General features: G+C 66.5%; 16 protein-coding genes. 13 read left to right on the top strand and 3 right to left on the bottom strand.

The window, feature by feature from the left end:
- The first annotated feature begins 107 nt into the window (after positions 1–107).
- Genes hyfB through PKKP23_RS18270 form a run of 7 tightly spaced genes read left to right on the top strand, consistent with a single transcriptional unit; the run spans position 108 to position 7,712 of the window.
- On the top strand, positions 108–2,117 hold the full coding sequence (gene hyfB / locus PKKP23_RS18300) for a hydrogenase 4 subunit B (RefSeq protein WP_126877932.1): 2,010 nt from the start codon (positions 108–110) through the stop codon (positions 2,115–2,117).
- Positions 2,114–3,064, top strand: a complete 951-nt coding sequence (locus PKKP23_RS18295; protein WP_126877931.1) for a respiratory chain complex I subunit 1 family protein — start codon at positions 2,114–2,116, stop codon at positions 3,062–3,064. Before hyfB ends, PKKP23_RS18295 begins: the two co-directional genes overlap by 4 nt.
- Positions 3,065–3,733, top strand: a complete 669-nt coding sequence (locus PKKP23_RS18290) for a formate hydrogenlyase (RefSeq protein ID WP_017774442.1) — start codon at positions 3,065–3,067, stop codon at positions 3,731–3,733.
- Complete coding sequence (locus PKKP23_RS18285; RefSeq protein ID WP_126877930.1) at positions 3,726–5,189, top strand: hydrogenase 4 subunit F; 1,464 nt, start codon at positions 3,726–3,728, stop codon at positions 5,187–5,189. The genes PKKP23_RS18290 and PKKP23_RS18285 overlap by 8 nt, the downstream gene beginning before the upstream one ends.
- A 2-nt stretch (positions 5,190–5,191) precedes the next feature.
- The gene (locus PKKP23_RS18280; protein ID WP_126877972.1) at positions 5,192–6,781 is read left to right on the top strand and encodes a hydrogenase large subunit; all 1,590 of its coding nucleotides are present in this window, start codon (positions 5,192–5,194) and stop codon (positions 6,779–6,781) included.
- The gene (locus tag PKKP23_RS18275) at positions 6,781–7,383 is read left to right on the top strand and encodes an NADH-quinone oxidoreductase subunit B family protein (RefSeq protein WP_126877929.1); all 603 of its coding nucleotides are present in this window, start codon (positions 6,781–6,783) and stop codon (positions 7,381–7,383) included. The genes PKKP23_RS18280 and PKKP23_RS18275 overlap by 1 nt, the downstream gene beginning before the upstream one ends.
- Positions 7,380–7,712, top strand: a complete 333-nt coding sequence (locus PKKP23_RS18270) for a hypothetical protein (RefSeq protein ID WP_017776774.1) — start codon at positions 7,380–7,382, stop codon at positions 7,710–7,712. The genes PKKP23_RS18275 and PKKP23_RS18270 overlap by 4 nt, the downstream gene beginning before the upstream one ends.
- On the opposite strand, the gene PKKP23_RS18265 is transcribed toward PKKP23_RS18270, so the two are convergent.
- Positions 7,693–8,643 carry a LysR substrate-binding domain-containing protein gene (locus tag PKKP23_RS18265; protein ID WP_126877928.1) on the bottom strand — a complete coding sequence of 317 codons (951 nt, stop codon included), beginning with the start codon at positions 8,641–8,643 and terminating at the stop codon, positions 7,693–7,695. The genes PKKP23_RS18270 and PKKP23_RS18265 overlap by 20 nt on opposite strands.
- Before the next feature lie 135 nt (positions 8,644–8,778).
- Here PKKP23_RS18265 and PKKP23_RS18260 point away from each other — a divergent pair, with 135 nt between their 5' ends.
- Complete coding sequence (locus PKKP23_RS18260) at positions 8,779–9,861, top strand: tartrate dehydrogenase (RefSeq protein ID WP_126877927.1); 1,083 nt, start codon at positions 8,779–8,781, stop codon at positions 9,859–9,861.
- Here the strand turns inward: PKKP23_RS18260 and PKKP23_RS18255 are convergent, their stop codons facing one another.
- Positions 9,862–11,139, bottom strand: coding sequence for an MFS transporter (locus PKKP23_RS18255; protein ID WP_126877926.1), 1,278 nt, complete (start codon positions 11,137–11,139; stop codon positions 9,862–9,864). It lies immediately after the preceding gene.
- A gap of 509 nt (positions 11,140–11,648) precedes the next feature.
- Here PKKP23_RS18255 and PKKP23_RS18250 point away from each other — a divergent pair.
- Positions 11,649–12,353 carry a pseudouridine synthase gene (locus PKKP23_RS18250; protein ID WP_126877925.1) on the top strand — a complete coding sequence of 235 codons (705 nt, stop codon included), beginning with the start codon at positions 11,649–11,651 and terminating at the stop codon, positions 12,351–12,353.
- 157 nt (positions 12,354–12,510) lie between these two features.
- Positions 12,511–12,699 (top strand): hypothetical protein, encoded by a 189-nt coding sequence (locus tag PKKP23_RS18245; protein ID WP_126877924.1) that lies wholly within the window; start codon positions 12,511–12,513, stop codon positions 12,697–12,699.
- Between the two features lie 85 nt (positions 12,700–12,784).
- Here the strand turns inward: PKKP23_RS18245 and PKKP23_RS18240 are convergent, their stop codons facing one another.
- Positions 12,785–13,867, bottom strand: coding sequence for an NAD-dependent epimerase/dehydratase family protein (locus PKKP23_RS18240; RefSeq protein WP_126877971.1), 1,083 nt, complete (start codon positions 13,865–13,867; stop codon positions 12,785–12,787).
- Positions 13,868–13,933: 66 nt separating this feature from the next.
- On the opposite strand from PKKP23_RS18240, the gene PKKP23_RS18235 reads away from it, so the two are divergent.
- The 3 genes from PKKP23_RS18235 to PKKP23_RS18225 all read left to right on the top strand — a co-directional run bounded on the left by PKKP23_RS18235 (position 13,934) and on the right by PKKP23_RS18225 (position 16,948).
- Positions 13,934–14,965: a CDP-6-deoxy-delta-3,4-glucoseen reductase gene (locus PKKP23_RS18235; protein ID WP_126877923.1), complete on the top strand. Its 1,032-nt coding sequence runs from the start codon at positions 13,934–13,936 to the stop codon at positions 14,963–14,965.
- A 307-nt stretch (positions 14,966–15,272) separates the two neighbouring features.
- A complete protein-coding gene (locus PKKP23_RS18230; RefSeq protein WP_126877922.1) occupies positions 15,273–16,457 on the top strand; it encodes an acetylornithine transaminase in 1,185 nt (394 codons plus the stop codon).
- Between the two features lie 8 nt (positions 16,458–16,465).
- Positions 16,466–16,948, top strand: a complete 483-nt coding sequence (locus PKKP23_RS18225) for a GNAT family acetyltransferase (protein WP_126877921.1) — start codon at positions 16,466–16,468, stop codon at positions 16,946–16,948.
- Positions 16,949–17,052 lie beyond the last annotated feature (104 nt).

The raw sequence follows: 17,052 nt of genomic DNA, 5'->3' as shown, positions 1-17,052 counted from the left end.
ACCATGTTGTGATAACCACATGATTCTCCGTATTTCAGGCCAAAACGCGCAGCCTGGCGCGGCCGTCACCCGGCGCTCATAAGCTTTCTCAACGAGAACGACTCACGATGGCCCCGTCCTCCCTTCTTCATGGCGTGCTCCTCGTCATTGCAGGGTGGCTTGCGGTTGCAACGCTCGGTATCGCGAGCCTGCGCCGCACGGGCATCGTTGCTCATATGCTGTTTCCCGCCGGTGCCGCCATCGGTCTGTTGCTCGCGGCAATCGGCGCGGCCGGCGTGTTCCGGGCTCCCGCCGAAGCGATCCTGCCGGTCGGCTTGCCGGGCCTGCCGTTCCACGTGCGCCTCGACGCCCTCTCCTCGTATTTCCTCATGGTGCTGGGCGCGATAAGCGCCGGCATCAGCGCCTTTTCTAGCGGGTATTTCCGCAAGGGCGAAGGCACGCCGCCGGGGCTTCTCTGCTTCGAATATCACGTGTGCCTCGCGAGCATGGCGTTCGTCCTGATCGCCAACGACGCCTATTGCTTCATGGTGGCGTGGGAAGCCATGACCCTCTCGGCCACGTTCCTCGTCATGAGCAATCACCGGTTGCCGGAGATCCGTCGCGCGGGCTATCTGTACTTTCTGATTTCGCACGTCGGCGCGCTCGGGCTGCTGCTGTGCTTCGGCCTGCTGCAGGCCGGCACCGGCGACTACACCTTCGCCAACATGCGGCTGCAGAACCTGAATCCGTTCTGGGCCTCGCTCGCTTTCGTACTCGCGCTGTTCGGATTCGGCACGAAAGCCGGCATCTTCCCGCTGCACGTGTGGCTGCCCGAGGCGCACCCCGCCGCGCCGTCGCCGGTGTCGGCGCTCATGAGCGGCTTCGTGCTGAAGGCCGGTCTTTACGGCGTGCTGCGCGTCGTCTTCGACTTGCTGCATCTGCAGATTGCGTGGTGGGGCGTCGTCATGCTGGGGCTCGGGCTCTTCTCGGCGCTCTCCGGCGTGGTCTTCAGCGCGGTCCAGACCGACATGAAACGGCTGCTCGCCTGGTCGTCCATCGACAACATCGGGCTGATGTTCGCCAGCCTCGGCCTCACGGTGCTATTCAAGGCGTACGGCATGCCGGCGCTCGCGGCGCTCTCGCTCACCGCGCTGCTCTATCAGATTGCGAGCCACGCTGCGTTCAAGAGCCTGCTGTTCCTCTCGACCGGCTCGGTGCTCCATGCCACGGGCGAGCGCAACCTCGGCCGGCTGGGCGGACTGATCCGCTACATGCCATGGACCGCGCTCGCCGCGCTGGTGGGCGCCCTCTCCAGTGCGGGTTTGCCGCCCCTCTCCGGATTCGTCTCCGAATGGCTGCTGCTGCAAAGTTTTCTGTTCACGCCCGGCCTGCCCGACCCGTTCCTCAACATGATCGTGCCGATCGTCGCGGCGCTGATCGCGCTCGTGGCGGCGCTGGGCGGCTACACGATGGTGAAGTTCTTCGGCATCGTCTTTCTCGGACAGCCCCGCGAGGCCAAGCTCGCCCGTGCGCATGACGCGAGCCCCTGGGAACGCATCGGCTTCGCCTGGCTCGCGGCGCTTTGCGTGCTGCTCGGCCTCTTGCCGGTACAGTACGCGGGCTTGATCGACCGCGTCACGAATGCGCTTGTCGGCGCTGGCATCGGCCAGGCGCTGGCCCGGCATGGCTGGCTGCTGCTCGTGCCGACCGAAGCCAGCCGCGCCAGCTACATGCCCGCAGTGTTCGTGCTCTTCTTCCTCGGCTGCTGCGGCCTTGCCTGGCTGCTCGTACGCCGCTTCTATCACGGCAGGCTGCGCCGCTCGATTCCATGGGCCTGCGGCTTTCCGTTCGCAAATGCGCGCATGCAGGACACAGCGGAAGGATTCGGCCAGCCGATCCGCGAAATCTTCGCGCCGCTCATGCAGATCGAGCGGCAGTTGCCTTCGCCGTTCGACACGCAGCCCACCTATCACGTCACCGTTTCGGACCGCGTCTGGACGCTGCTGTATCTGCCCATCGAACGGCTCGTGAAGCAGGTCGCCGCGCTCGCGGGCCGGCTCCAGACCGGGCGCATCGCGATCTATCTGCTGTACAGCTTCGTCGTGCTCGTTGTCCTGCTCATGCTGGTGAGACGATGATCACGTTCTCCGGCCTGCTCTCCCAGGCGCTCGAAATCGTCGTTGCGCTCGCGGTCGCGCCGCTGCTCACGGGCTGGGTGAACATCTGCCGCGCATGGATGCAGAATCGCCGCGCGCCCTCCATCTGGCAGCCCTACCGGATGCTGCACAAGCTGTTCAACAAGGAGTCGGTGATTGCGCACGGCGCGAGCCCCGTGTTCCGCGGCGCGCCCTATGTGATCTGGGGCGCCATGACGCTCGCCTGCGCCATCGTGCCCACGCTTTCCACCGACCTGCCGCTTTCCTCCGCCGCCGACGCCATCGCGCTCGTCGGCCTCTTCGCGCTCGCACGCGTCGCCGTCTCGCTCGCCGCCATGGACATCGGCACCGCGTTCGGCACGCTGGGCGCACGGCGCGAGATGCTGGTCGGCTTTCTCGCCGAGCCGGCCTTGCTGATGGTGCTGTTTTCGGCCTCGCTCATCACGCAGTCCACGCTGCTCACGCACATCGTCGCCACGCTCAGCCATCGCGAGCTCGCGCTCTATCCGAGCCTCGCGTTCGCGGGCATCGCGTTCACGATGGTCTCGCTTGCCGAAAACGCGCGGCTGCCCGTGGACAACCCCACCACGCACCTCGAACTCACGATGATCCACGAGGCGCTGATCCTCGAATACTCGGGCCGCCATCTTGCGCTCATGGAATGGGCGGCAAGCCTCAAGCTATTCGCGTATTCGTGTATCGGCATCGCGCTGTTCGTGCCCTGGGGCATGGCCGAGGCCGGCAATCCGCTGGCGCTGCTCGTGGCCATTCCGGCGCTCGCCGTGAAGCTGCTGGCGGGCGGCTCCATACTTGCGCTGATCGAAACCAGCAACGCGAAGATGCGTATCTTCCGCGTGCCCGAGTTTCTCGCCACCGCGTTCCTGCTCGCCGTGATCGGCATGCTGGTTCACTTCCTGCTGGGGGCGTAAATGCACAGCGCTCACAGCCTCGCTACGCAGATCATCAACTTCCTCGCGGCCATCCTGCTGCTGCTCTCGTTCGCGATGCTGAGCCAGCGGCGCATTCTTTCGCTGATTCATCTCTACACGCTGCAAGGTCTTGCGCTCGTCTGCGCGAATGTCGTGCTCGGCTACGTGGCCGAAGACGCCCACCTGTACGTTTCCGCCATGCTCACGCTCGTGCTCAAGGTCGGCGTGATTCCGTGGATTCTCTACAAGCTCGTGCAGCGCCTCAACGTGAAGACGGACGTCGAGCCACTGCTCAACATTCCGGCCACGCTGCTCATCGGCATCGTGCTCGTGATCGTCGCGTTCAACGTGGCCACGCCGATCAGCCAGCTCGCCTCGTCCGAGGCGCGCGGCACGCTCGGCATTGCGCTCGCCTGCGTGCTGCTCTCGTTCATGATGATGATCACGCGCTCGAAGGCGATTCCGCAGGTGATCGGTTTTCTCTCGATGGAGAACGGACTCTTCTTCGCGGCAGCGGCTGCCACCAACGGCATGCCGATGATCGTGGAGCTCGGCATCGGGCTCGACGTGCTCGTGGGCATCCTGATTCTGGGCGTCTTCATGTTCCAGATCCGCGAGCAGTTCGACAGCCTCGACATCCATCACCTCGAAAAGCTCAAAGATGATTGACGCGTGGATCCTGATGGCCGTCTGCGGCACGCCGCTCGTCGCCGGCGCGTGCCTCGCCATGCTCGGGCAGCGGCCGTTCGCACCGGACCTCAACGTCGCGTTCAGCTTCCTCACGTTCGTGGCGGCGATGCTGCTGGCCGCCCTCACGGTCGCGCACGGGCCGTCGTTCGCGCTCGGCAAGCTGTTCTTCGTCGACCCGCTCAACGTGTTCCTCGTCGCGCTCACGGCCTTCGTCGGCTGGACGACGTCGATCTTTTCGCGCCCGTACATGCGCATCGAACGCGACCGCGGCAGGATGACCGCCTCGCGCATGCGGCTCTACCACAGCATGTATCAGCTCTTCATGTTCGCCATGCTGCTCGCGCTCACCACGAACAATATGGGAATACTCTGGGTCGCGATGGAAGCCGCCACGCTCGCCACCGTGCTGCTCGTGAGCGTGTACCGCACGGCCGCGAGCCTCGAGGCCGCGTGGAAGTACTTCATCCTGTGCGGCGTGGGCATCGCGCAGGCGCTCTTCGGCACCATCCTGCTCTATCTCGCCGCGAGCCGACAGCTGGGCGGCAGCGACGCATTGCTCTGGAGCAGCCTGAACACCGTCAAGGCAAGCCTCGACCCCACCATCGTCTCGCTCGCGTTCGTGTTCCTGCTGATCGGCTATGGCACCAAGGTGGGTCTCGTGCCCATGCACAACTGGCTGCCGGACGCGCACGCAGAAGGGCCCACGCCGATCTCGGCCGTGCTCTCGGGCTTGCTGCTGAACGTCGCGCTCTACGCGGTCCTGCGCTGCAAGGTGCTCGCGGACGGCGCGCTCGGCAATGGTCTGCCGGGCCGCATGCTGATCGGGTTCGGGCTGGTTTCGGTGCTCGTCGCCACGTTCGCGCTGTTCCGGCAGCGGGACGTGAAGCGCCTCTTCTCGTACTCGTCGATCGAACACATGGGGCTGATGACGTTCGCGTTCGGCCTGGGCGGCCCAGCGGCCACGTTCGCGGGCCTGCTGCACATGACGGTGCACTCGCTCATCAAATCCGCGGTGTTCTTCACGGTGGGGCATGCCGTGCAAAAGACGGGCACGCAGATCATGGACGACATCCGCGGCCTGCTGCGCGTGAGCCCAGTGGTGGGATGGGGGCTGATGCTCGGCGCGCTCGCCATTCTCGGCATGCCGCCGTTCGGCGTGTTCGCCAGCGAATTCCTGATTCTCACAACGACCATGGCCCGCCTGCCCTGGGCCGCGCCGTTCCTGCTACTCGCGCTCGCGGTGGCCTTCGCGGCGATCTTCGCGCGCGTGCAGTCGATGGTGTTCGGCGAGACCACCACGGCGAAGGTGCTCGAGCACCGGCCGGCGCTCTTGCCCGTGTTCGTCCATCTGGGCCTCGGGCTCATGCTCGGCCTCTATGTGCCGCCGTATCTCGCCGAGTGGTACCGGCAGGCGGCCGCCATGATTGCGGGGTGAGCATGCGTATCGATGCCATCGGTGTTGCCAATCTCGTTCGCCTGCACGCCCTCTCTGCTCGATCCGCTGCGTTCATTGCGCACGTCGATGCGAGCGAATGGCTGCGCGCCGCACAAACGGTACGCCAGGGCGGTGGCCGGCTAGTCTCGCTCTGGGGCGCCGAAGAGGCGCCGGGCCAGTTCTCGATCAACGCCGTCTACGCACTTGAAGACGGTCTGTTGTGGGTACGCCTCGCGCTGGACGGCGCTACGCCCGACAGCGCCTCCTATCCCGACCTGTCCGGCATCTTCGCGTGCGCCACGCGCATGCAGCGCGCCGTGCACGACCTGGTCGGCCTAAGCGCGGCAGGCGCCGCGGACACGCGCCCCTGGCTCAATCATGGCAACTGGCCGGCGGACTACCATCCGCTGCGGCAGAGCCAATGGTCGGGGCGCGAATCATTCGAGTCGAACGAGGCCGATTACGCCTTCGTGCCCGTGGCAGGCGATGGCGTCCATGAGATCGCTGTTGGACCCATTCACGCCGGCACCATCGAGCCGGGGCACTTCCGCTTCTCGGTGGTCGGCGAGAAGGTGCTGCGGCTCGAAGAGCGGCTCGGCTACACGCATCGCGGCATCGAGCGCCTGTTCGGGGCCACGCCCCTGCTCGAAGGACACCGGCTTGCCGCGCGCATTGCAGGCGATTCGACGGTGGCGTTCTCGTGGGCGTACTGCATGGCGTTGGAACGCGCGCTCGACGTGCCGGTTCCTCCGCGCGCCCAATGGCTGCGGGCGCTGCTGCTGGAACGCGAGCGCGTGGCGAACCATCTGGGCGACCTGGGCGCGCTCGGCAACGACGCCGGCTTCGCATTCGGCCTCGCGCAGTTCTCGCGCCTCAAGGAAGACTGGCTGCGCCTGAATGCGCGCGCGTTCGGCCACCGCTATCTCATGGATCAGATCGTGCCCGGTGGCGTGGCGCGCGACCTCGAAGCCGCGCTCGCCGACGCCATCGTCGTACAGTGCGCGCAGATCGAAGGCGAGGTTCGCGTGATGCAGCGCATCTACGACGAGCAGTCCGGTTTGCAGGACCGCTTCTCGACCACGGGCCGGCTGACGCCCGCGGTTGCGGCGCACTTTAGCGTCTGCGGTCTCGCCGCGCGTGCGAGCGGCCAGGCAATGGACGTGCGCGTCGATCATCCGCATGCGCCCTACGACGCGCTCGCGCCAAGAATCGTCACCGACGACCGCGGCGACGTCGCCGCCCGCGTCGCGGTGCGCTTCAACGAAGTGAGCGAGTCGCTGCGGCTGATCCGCGTGTTGCTTGAAGGACTGGAGGGGCTCGCGGGCGAGGCTGCCGCGACAGGCCAAATCGCCGCGCCCGTGGACGTGAGCCGCTCGCCGTCAGGCGGGCTCGGCTGGGTGGAAGGCTGGCGCGGCGACGTGCTCGTGGCACTCGAAACAGGCCCGGACGGCACGATTGCGCGCTGCCATTGCCACGATCCGTCGTGGCAGAACTGGCCCGCGCTTGAGCACGCGATCATCGGCAACATCGTTCCCGACTTTCCGTTGATCAACAAATCGTTCAACCTCAACTACGCGGGGCACGACCTGTAATGTGGCAACTGCTCAAACAGATCGCGCGAACCGGCACGCCGACAGAGCCCGCGCCGGCGCCCGAGGACGCGTGGCGCCAACCCGGCTCAAGCTCGGGTCCGGGCACGCAGGGCGCGGAAGACGCCGCACAGGCCGCGCTCCAGCAAGCCATTCTCGACGTACTGGGCCGCGCGCTGTGCATCCGCCAGATCGATGGTGGTTCGTGCAACGGCTGCGAACTGGAGATCCACGCGCTCAACAACCCGTACTACAACATCGAAGGCCTCGGCATCCGATTCGTGGCGAGCCCGCGCCATGCGGACATGCTGCTCGTCACCGGGCCGCTCACGCTGAACATGAGGGAAGCCGTCCGCGAGGCCTATGAAGCCACGCCGGCCCCTAAGCTCGTCGTAGCCGCGGGCGACTGCGCCTGCACCGGCGGCGTCTTCAAAGGCAGCTACGCCGTGAGCGGCCCGCTGTCGACCCTGCTTCCTGTCGATGTCAGCATCCCCGGCTGCCCGCCCACGCCCGCCGATCTGCTCAAAGGCATTCTGGCCGCGTTGCGCGCGAGCACCGCGGCGCAAGACACGAAGTCCACTTCCTCCACCACGCTTTCCGAATGAAGCAGCCCGTCAAGTTTGTCCTGCGTTACACGTTCGTGCCGTTCCTCGCCCTCGTGGCGGTCGTGATATGGGTCTGGCCGCGTTCCTCGGCTGAAATCGATGCACGGCAGTACGCGTCGCTCTCGCTCGCCTGGCCCGCCTTTCCACCTGAACTCCGACACGACGTGGCCGACGCCATGAAGTCGGGCCAGTTGAGCAAATGGGATTACTCGTCGCTCGTGCGCAAGTCGCTCGACGACGGCATCGCGCTCGACTGGCCGCAGCAGAACGGCGACGTGCAGCAGGAACGCGCGAAGCTTGAGGCGCTTGTCAACGCCGAACGCCCTTGACGGGCGACACCGTCTTCTCGTCCTTGTCTCCGTTGTCCCACTCGCTGAATTCCTGCGCGAGCAGATCGACGCAGGCGCGCACCTTCGCGAGCCCGGCGCGCCGCTCGGGATAAACCGCCCAGATATTCGCGGGCTGAATCGCCTCGGGCAGCACCTGCACCAGCGCGCCGCTTGCGATGAGCGGCGCCACGTCCCAGATGGAGCGCAGCACGATGCCGTAGCCGGCCAGCGCCCACTGCACCGCAATCTCGCCGTGATTCGTGGAAAGCGGCCCGTCCACTTTCACCGTGGTCGGCACACCATTCACCGTCAAGCGCCACACGCCGAGCGGATGGTCGCGCTCCTTGATCGGCAGGCAGGCGTGCGTTCTCAGGTCCGCGACTTCGGCAGGCGCGCCGCGGCGCGCAAGATAGGCCGGCGACGCGCACAGCACGCGATGATTCGACGCGAGGCGCGTCGCGATGAGATGCGGCGCGATCTCGTCGCCCACGCGAATGTCGATGTCGAACCCTTCGGCGGCCACGTCCACGAGCCGGTCGAACAGTTCGAGCCGCACGTTGAGCTGCGGATACTGTGCCGAGAGCCGCGCCACAGCGGGCGCCACGACATGCCGCCCGAACCCGAAGCTGCTCGACACCCGCAGCGTGCCGCGCGGCACGCGCCGCGCGGTGGAGACCTCGTCCACCAGATGATCGACGTCGTCGAGAATCTTCTGGGCCCATGCCAGCACGCGTTCGCCGGCTTCGGTCAACGCCACGCGTCGCGTGGAGCGATGCAGAAGGCGCGTACCGAGTTCGGCTTCGAGCACCGCCACGCGCTTGCTGACGAACGCGGGCGACATGGCCAGCTCCGCTGCCGCCGCGCTGAAGCCGGCGTGGCGCGCCACCGCGCGGAACACGCGCAGATCGTTGAGATTCGGCGTTTTATTCACGTTTCGTGGAAAGTGGGTTAACCGGCTGGAGGCTGCACGGCACCGCCTGCCTGCCTAGAATGTGCAGGTGCCCGCCGATGCCGCATCGTCGGGCGACTCGTCCCGATCAGGCGGCACCACCCGAGAGCGTACGACATGACAGACAAAATCCATCGCATTGCAGTCATTCCCGGCGACGGCATCGGCCGCGAAGTCATGCCCGAAGCGCTGCGCGTACTCGACGCCGTGTCGCGGCGCTTCGGCATCCGGTTCGATTTCCGCCACATCGAGTGGGCCAGTTGCGACTACTACGCGAAGACCGGTCAGATGATGCCCGACGACTGGAAGGCGCAGCTCGAAGGCGTGGACGCGGTTCTGTTCGGCGCCGTCGGCTGGCCCGCCACCGTGCCGGATCATATCTCGTTGTGGGGCTCGCTCCTCAAGTTCCGCCGCGAGTTCGACCAGTACGTGAACCTGCGTCCCGCGCGCACGTTCGAAGGCGTGCGCTCGCCGCTCGCGGCACACAACGCGAAGAACATCGACTTCTATATCGTGCGCGAGAACACCGAGGGCGAGTACTCGGCCGTGGGCGGCACGATGTTCGAGGGCACCGAGCGCGAGTTCGTCGTGCAGCAGTCCATCTTCACGCGCGTGGGCTCCGAGCGCGTGCTGAAGTTCGCCTTCGACCTCGCGCAGCGGCGCGAGCGGCACCACGTGACGGTGGCCACGAAGAGCAACGGCATTGCGATCAGCATGCCGTGGTGGGACGAGCGCGCGGCCGAGATCGCGGCCCGCTATCCCGACATCACGTGGGACAAGCAGCACATCGACATTCTCTGCGCGCGCTTCGTGCTGCAGCCGCAGCGCTTCGACGTGGTGGTGGCAACCAACCTGTTCGGTGACATCCTCTCCGACCTAGGCCCCGCCTGCACGGGCACCATCGGCATTGCGCCGTCCGCGAACCTGAACCCCGAGCGGCGCTTTCCTTCGCTGTTCGAACCGGTGCACGGCTCCGCGCCCGACATCGCGGGCCAATACATCGCGAACCCGATCGCGATGATCTGGTCCGCGGCGATGATGCTCGACTTCCTCGGCAACGCGAGCGGCGCCGAGCACGAGGCGCACGACGCCATCGTCGCGGCGATCTCGGAGGTGCTCAAGCACGGCCCGCATACGCGCGACATGGGCGGCGAGGCATCCACGAGCGCGCTCGGCGAAGCGGTCGCCGAGCGGCTGTAATCAGACCGCGGCCGCTTCGGGCACGCCCTGAAGCCGCGCTGCGGGCGAAACGACGATGATGGCGGCCTGCACGGCGAATGCCGCGGCCGCCGCCACGAGGCAGGCGTCCATCCCGAAGTGCGCGCTGATCGCGGCGCCCAGCAACGCCCCGAGCGGACGCGCCCCCTGCGTCGCCGTCGCGTTGATGGCCGACACGCGCGCCATCATGCCGCCCGGCGTAATGGCCTGACGCAGCGTGGTGGAGCCGACCACCCACAGGATCGGCCCCACGCCCAGCAGGAAGAAGCTCAGCGTGGCGAGCAGAAACGACGGCACGGCGAGCGTGGCCACCATGACGAGCGAAGCGGCCAGCCCACAGAGCGGCCCGATCACGAGCATGCGGCCGAACGCGAGTGCTCGCGCCACAGCAGGCGCCGCAAGCGCGCCGCACACCATGCCCACGCCATAGGCGCCGAGCGTCACGCCGACCGCCGACGCACCCAGCCCGAGCCGGTGCACCGCATAAGGCACGTAGACGGCCTGCAGCGTGAAGAAGCCCACGTTGAAGAACACGGCGGTAGCAAGCATGGGCCGCAACAAGGCATCGCGCGCGACGAAGCGGGCGCCCTCGCGCAACTCGTGCAGGAAATGCCGATGCGCCGACGCGGCGCGCGGCGGCTCGCGCAACCGCGCAAGCAACGCCACCGCGAGCGCCGATAAGCCGGCCGCTACGCCATACGCCCAGCCCGCGCCGATCCATCCCACGAGCAGGCCGCCCAACGCCGGTCCCGCCGAGTACGCGACGCTGCGTGCCAGTTCCACGCGTCCGTTGGCCGCCGCCAGCTGTTCGCGCGCCACGAGCCACGGCACGAGCGCGGGCGCCGCCACGCCGTACGCCACCGTGCCCGTGGCGCCCAGAAAGCCGAGCAGCATCAGTAGCGGCAGCGAGAGTGCATGCGTGTAGACGAGCGCCAGCACCGCCACGAGTGCCGCGACGCGCACGGCTTCGGCCACCGTCATCAGCGTGCGGCGCGAATGACGGTCGGCCCAAACGCCGAGCGGAATGGAAAGCAGCAGGAACGGCAGCGTCTGCGCGGTCTGCAGCAAACCGGTGTCGCGTGCGGAGGCATCGAGCGCGAACACGGCGACGAGCGGTGCCGCGGCAAGGCTGGTCTGCTCCGCCGATTGCGCGAAGAGATTGGACCACGCAAGGCGATTGAAGGCCGCGCCGAACGCGGGACGGGCGGCACTGACCGAAGCGGTACGCCGCGATGAAGCGCTGGAGAGACGGAATGGCATGGATGGCCTCCGGTTGACGATGGGTCCATCGTCGCCGGTGAGGCCGTGGGACGCGCTCCGGTTCTTGCGGTCTCATTGGCGGCGCGCCGGGTGCGCGCTGCATCGAACACAGCCGGTCGATCTCACCGTTCTCCACCCAACGCGAGGCGATTTCGACCACGAGCGACACGGTCATCCAGCAGTCGCCGCGAATCACGGCCGCAGCTTTCGAGCACCACGCCGGGGGCGTTCGCAAATACCCGACGCACAAGCCGGGCGCCACGGGTTTCGAGAGCCGTGCGAGATGGAGGACAACTGCTCGGGCACACGCGCGGCGCGCGGCTTGGGCGGTGGCGCTTCGTGGAGCGCCGGACGAGTGTGCAGTAGCGCGTAGCGGGAGCGCGCGAGGTGCTGGAACGCAGGTAGAGGGTGCTGCTTCAGGCCCGATGGGGAGGGCCGGTTAAAATGCGCCGGGCTGCCGGTTGGACAACGGCCTCGCCACCTGGCGACTTTGTGGCTTCGCGCACTTCATGGACCTCGAAAGCATTCTCTTCACTCAAGGCTTCGGCTCGCGCCGTCAATGCCGCGCGCTTGTTGCAGACGGGCGCGTGACCATCGGCGGCGTCGCATGCACCGATCCCGATGCACAGTTCGATACCACCGCGCTGGTATTCAGCGTCGATGGCGCGGCCTGGCCATGGCGCGAGCACGTGTACATCGCGCTCAACAAGCCCGCCGGATACGAGTGCTCGCGCGATCCGCAGCATCATCTCAGCGTGTTTCATCTGCTGCCGCCGCAGTTCGCGACGCGGGGCGTACAGTCCGTGGGCCGACTCGATCAGGACACCACCGGCCTGCTGCTGCTCTCCGACGACGGCCAGTTCGTTCACGCCTTCACCTCCCCGAAGCGCAAGGTGCCGAAGGTCTACGTGGCGACGACGCGCCACGCCATCGACGATGCGCAGCTTCAGGCATTGCGCGACGGCGTGCTGCTGCACGGCGAGGCGAAGCCGATAGCGGCCGTGGCCGCCGAAGCACGCAGCCGCCACGAACTGGTGCTCACGGTGCTCGAAGGCAAGTACCACCAGGTCAAGCGCATGGTGGCCGCGGCGGGCAATCGCGTGGAGGCGCTGCATCGTGAGCGGATCGGCGGATGGGCGCTGCCTGCGGGGCTTGCGGCCGGCGCCTGGCAATGGCTCGACGACGCCGATCTCGCGGCGCTGCGCAAGGGGTAAACCCCGCGACCGTTCAGCACGATGCGCGGCTCTGTTCGACGGCGCACACAACGTCCCTTGGAACGGGCTCCATGTGTTGCGTTGCCGCATGCCCCGCGCCACATCGCGCCCTATACTTGGTTACAGAACGACGACAAACCGCCAAGGGAGACGTGCCATGGTCATCTACGACACGTTCAAGATTTCATACATGATGATTGCGTTTGTCTGCATGGCAGCGATTCTGATCGGGGCGCTGCTGGCAGCCATGCATGCGCGTCATCAGTATCGGCCCAACCTGATTGGCGCATTGATCGGCGCCTTGCTGTGCTTCGTTCTGCTTGAAACACTGCCTTCGTTCACCTGAACGTCCGCGTGCCTGCACCGCGCGCTGCGTGCCGCACAGGGTCGCTACGCGTGCATTGGCCACGCCCGATTCACTGACGCCCAACTCACTTGCGCGCGGTAGCGACTGCGTGCAGGAAGTCGTCCACGTGCGGATAGCGTAGCCGGACGCCCAGCTCGCGCTTGAGGCGCCGGTTCGAAAGCCGGCGCGACTCGCGCATGAAGGAAAGCAGCGTGGAGTCGAGCGTCTTCTCGGCCTCGGTGCGGGACACGCGCGGCGGACGCGCAAGACCGAAGGCGTCGGCCACTCGATCGAAATACTCGCCCATCTTCAGTTCGCTGTCGTCGCTCGCATGCACGGCGCGGCCCGGTCGGCCGTGCGTCGCCATGCGCACGAGAATGGTGGCGAGGTCGTCGGCGTGAATGTGGTTGGTGTAGACGTCATCGGCATCGATCAAGGCGGGCGTGCCCTTTCCCAGCCGCGCGAGCGGCAGGCGGGTCGCCGCGTAGATGCCGGGAATGCGTGCGATGGTGGCCCGCACCGCGCCGCGTGCGGTCGCCGCACGCAGTTGCTGTTCCGCCGAAACGCGCCGCATGGCGCGCGCGTTCGCAGGGTGCACGGCGCGCGTCTCGTCGATGCGCGCGCCGCCGCAGTCGCCGTACACGCCTGTGGTACTTGCATACACGAGGCGAACCGGCGCGCGAGAGCCCGGACGGGCGGCGGCGCGGCCCACCCCCTCGGGTACAATAGGCGCCTTGCCGCGCGGCACGCCGATTGCGAAGCGAGTGGCGGGAGCCGCAAGCGTTGCGAAGCGGTCCACAAGGCCGCCCGTGCACCCACGCCCCCGAAACTGCGCACGCTGCCGATACCGTGCCGGCTGTCGACGCGGCGCGGCAAGCGCGGCTAACAGGGCACGTGTGCGGGTATCGGCGTCGCCTGTCTTCGGGGGTGGCGCGAGGTGCAGCACGACAGGTGCGAGTCCGGCAAGACGTGCGAGGCTCGTTCGCACGTCGAGGTCGCCGACCAGCGGAATCGTGCCGGCCGCGCGCAGTTCGCCGGCGCGTGCGGCGTGGCTCGTCAGCGCAAAGACGCGCGAGCGGGGCAAGAGGCGCGCGACGCAGCGCAAGCCGACGTCGCCACAGCCGACAATCAGCACGCGCGGCCGGCGCAAGGTTCGTGTCGCGATCATGGTGGACGCAATTCTAGCCGTCATGCGCGGCGCTCACAGGTTTCCGACTCTTCGTTCTCTTCGTATATGGCATTCAATGTAACGCTCAAACAAAGCGGCCGTCAGTTCCAGGTGGAACCCGACGAGCCCGTGCTCACCGCAGCCCTGCGTCAGGGCATCGGGCTGCCCTATGGCTGCAAGAACGGCGCATGCGGTTCGTGCAAGGGCACGGTGGTATCGGGGCAGATCGAACAGGGCGCGCATTCGTCGTCGGCGCTCTCCAACGACGAGCGCACGCGCGGCATGGCGCTCTTCTGCTGCGCGACCGCGCAGACCGACCTCGAAATCGACGTGCGCGAAGTCGCCGGCGTGGGCGACATTCAAGTGCGCAAACTGCCGTGCCGTGTGATGTCGATCGAACGCAAGGCCGACGACGTCGTCGTACTGAAGCTGCAGTTGCCCGCGAACGAGCGCCTGCAGTACCTCGCGGGCCAGTACCTGGAGTTCGTGCTGAAGGACGGCTCGCGTCGCAGCTACTCGATGGCCACGGCGCCGCACGAGGAAGGCCCGATCGAGTTGCACATCCGCCACATGCCCGGCGGCAAGTTCACCGACCACGTGTTCGGCGCCATGAAAGAGCGCGACATCCTGCGCTTCGAGGCCCCGCTTGGCACGTTCTTCCTGCGCGAAGAATCGGACAAGCCCATCGTGCTGCTCGCCTCGGGCACCGGCTTTGCGCCCATCAAGGCCATCGTCGAGCATGCGGCGTTCAAGAACATCGGACGCCCGATGACGCTCTACTGGGGCGCGCGCCAGCGCAAAGACCTGTACCTGATGGAGCTGGCCGAGCAATGGGCGAAGGACATTCCCAACTTCCGTTTCGTGCCGGTGCTCTCGGAGCCCGACGCGGCGGACGGCTGGACCGGGCGCACGGGCTTCGTTCATCGCGCCGTCATCGAAGACCTGCCAGACTTGTCGGGCTACCAGGTGTACGCGTGCGGCGCACCGGTGATGGTGGAATCGGCGCAGCGCGACTTCACGCAGCACCACGGGCTGCCGGCCGATGAGTTTTACGCGGATTCGTTCACGAGCGCGGCCGACCTGGCCAACCCCGTTTAAGCGCGTTTTCCCGCGCATCGAACACGGCGGGCCAAGCCGCAAAAAAGTGCCCGCCGTGCGAAATTCATGGTTTACACCGGCGTTCGCGTTGTCGTATTCTTTCGCGCATGAACCGCATCCTGTCCGAACTCCGACGTCGCCGCGCTCTGCACCCATAGTGGGGGCCTGGCTACGTCACGGACTCGCGCGCTACACGCTGCACCACGCGCAAGCTGTTCGAATCATGAAAGCCACGGACCTCCGTGGCTTTTTGTTTTTTCCGCTCCCTTTTTCAACCTTCTAGCCCGTCTTGCCGGAGCCTGTCGCCATGAAATTCACCGAGTACCCGATCGAGTCGCTGATGTACATCACCAACCGGCCCGAAATCGTTTTCACGCATGGCAAGGGGTCGTGGATCTACGACAACGAAGGCAAGCGATACCTCGACTTCATTCAGGGCTGGGCCGTGAACAGCCTCGGCCACTGCAACGACGGCATGATCGAAGCGCTCGAGAAGCAGGCGCGCCTGTTGATCAATCCGTCGCCGGCCTTCTATAACGAGCCGATGGCGAAACTCGCCGCGCTGCTCACCGAACACAGCTGCTTCGACAAGGTCTTCTTCGCCAACAGCGGCGCGGAAGCCAACGAAGGCGCCATCAAGCTCGCGCGCAAGTGGGGCAAGAAATTCCGCGACGGCGCCTACGAGATCATCACGTTCAATCACAGCTTCCACGGCCGCACGCTCGCCACCATGTCGGCGAGCGGCAAGGCGGGTTGGGACACCATCTACGCACCCCAGGTGCCGGGCTTCCCGAAAGCCGAGCTGAACGACATCGAGTCCGTCGAGAAGCTGATCGGCAACAAGACCGTGGCCGTGATGCTCGAACCCATTCAGGGCGAAGGCGGCGTGATTCCGGCTACGCGCGAATTCATGCAGCAACTGCGCGAGCTCACGAAGAAGCACGGCATCCTGCTGATCGTCGATGAAGTGCAAAGCGGCTGCGGCCGCGCGGGCACGTTGTTCGCCTATGAACTTTCCGGCGTCGAACCGGACATCATGACGCTCGGCAAGGGCATTGGCGGTGGCGTTCCGCTCGCGGCGCTGCTCTCGAAGAAAGAGATTGCCGTGTTCGAAGCCGGCGACCAGGGCGGCACGTACAACGGTAATCCGCTGATGACGGCAGTGGGCCATTCGGTGATCTCGCAACTCGTGGCGCCGGGCTTCCTCGAAGGCGTGCGCGCCCGCGGCGAGTACCTGCGCGCGAAGCTGCTCGAACTGTCGGCCGAACGCGGATTCGAAGGCGAGCGCGGCGAAGGCTTGCTGCGTGCGCTGCTGCTGGGCAAGGACATCGGCAACCAGATCGTCGAGAAGGCACGCGTCATGCAGCCCGACGGCCTGCTGCTCAACGCGGCGCGCCCGAATCTGCTGCGCTTCATGCCGGCGCTCAACGTGACGATCGAAGAGATCGACCAGATGATGGCGATGCTGCGCTCGGTACTCGATTCGCTGTAAAGGCCGCCATGACAGACACGACGCTCGTCATCCGCCGCTTCGAAGTCGCGGACACAGAAGCCGTGATTGCGCTGTGGCAGCAGGCGTTTCCCGAGTATGGCGACACGAGCCGGCCGCAACGCGACCCGCGCCTGTCCATCGCAAACAAGCTCGCGACGCAGCCCGAACTGTTCTTCGTCGCGACGCTCGAAGCGCGGCTCGCGGGCACGGTGATGGCCGGCTACGACGGACACCGCGGTTGGCTCTACTCGCTCGCGGTTCCGAAGGACCTGCGCCGGCACGGTATCGGCACGCGGCTCGTGGCGCATGCCGAACAGGCACTGGCGGCGCTGGGTTGTCCGAAGGTGAATCTGCAGGTGCTGGAAAGCAAGCCCGACGTACTGCGCTTCTACGAAGCACTGGGCTACGGCAGCGACGCCGTGATCAGCCTTGGCAAACGGCTGGGTGCGTCGGCGCAGCAGGCTGGAGTGGTGACCCAGACGGCGGATTAGTCTTTCTGCGGACGGCGGGGGCTTTAGTTCGCGTCGCTCCGATCCGGGCGCTCTCGCTATTGCTCGCGCCAATAGAAAAGGCCGCATGCGTTTGCAAACGCATG

Source organism: Paraburkholderia kururiensis JCM 10599 = LMG 19447 (genome assembly GCF_003986935.1).
Taxonomy (GTDB): Bacteria; Pseudomonadota; Gammaproteobacteria; order Burkholderiales; family Burkholderiaceae; genus Paraburkholderia; species Paraburkholderia kururiensis.
Note: the sequence above shows the minus strand (reverse complement) of the source record. Positions and strands in the feature narration are given on the sequence as shown.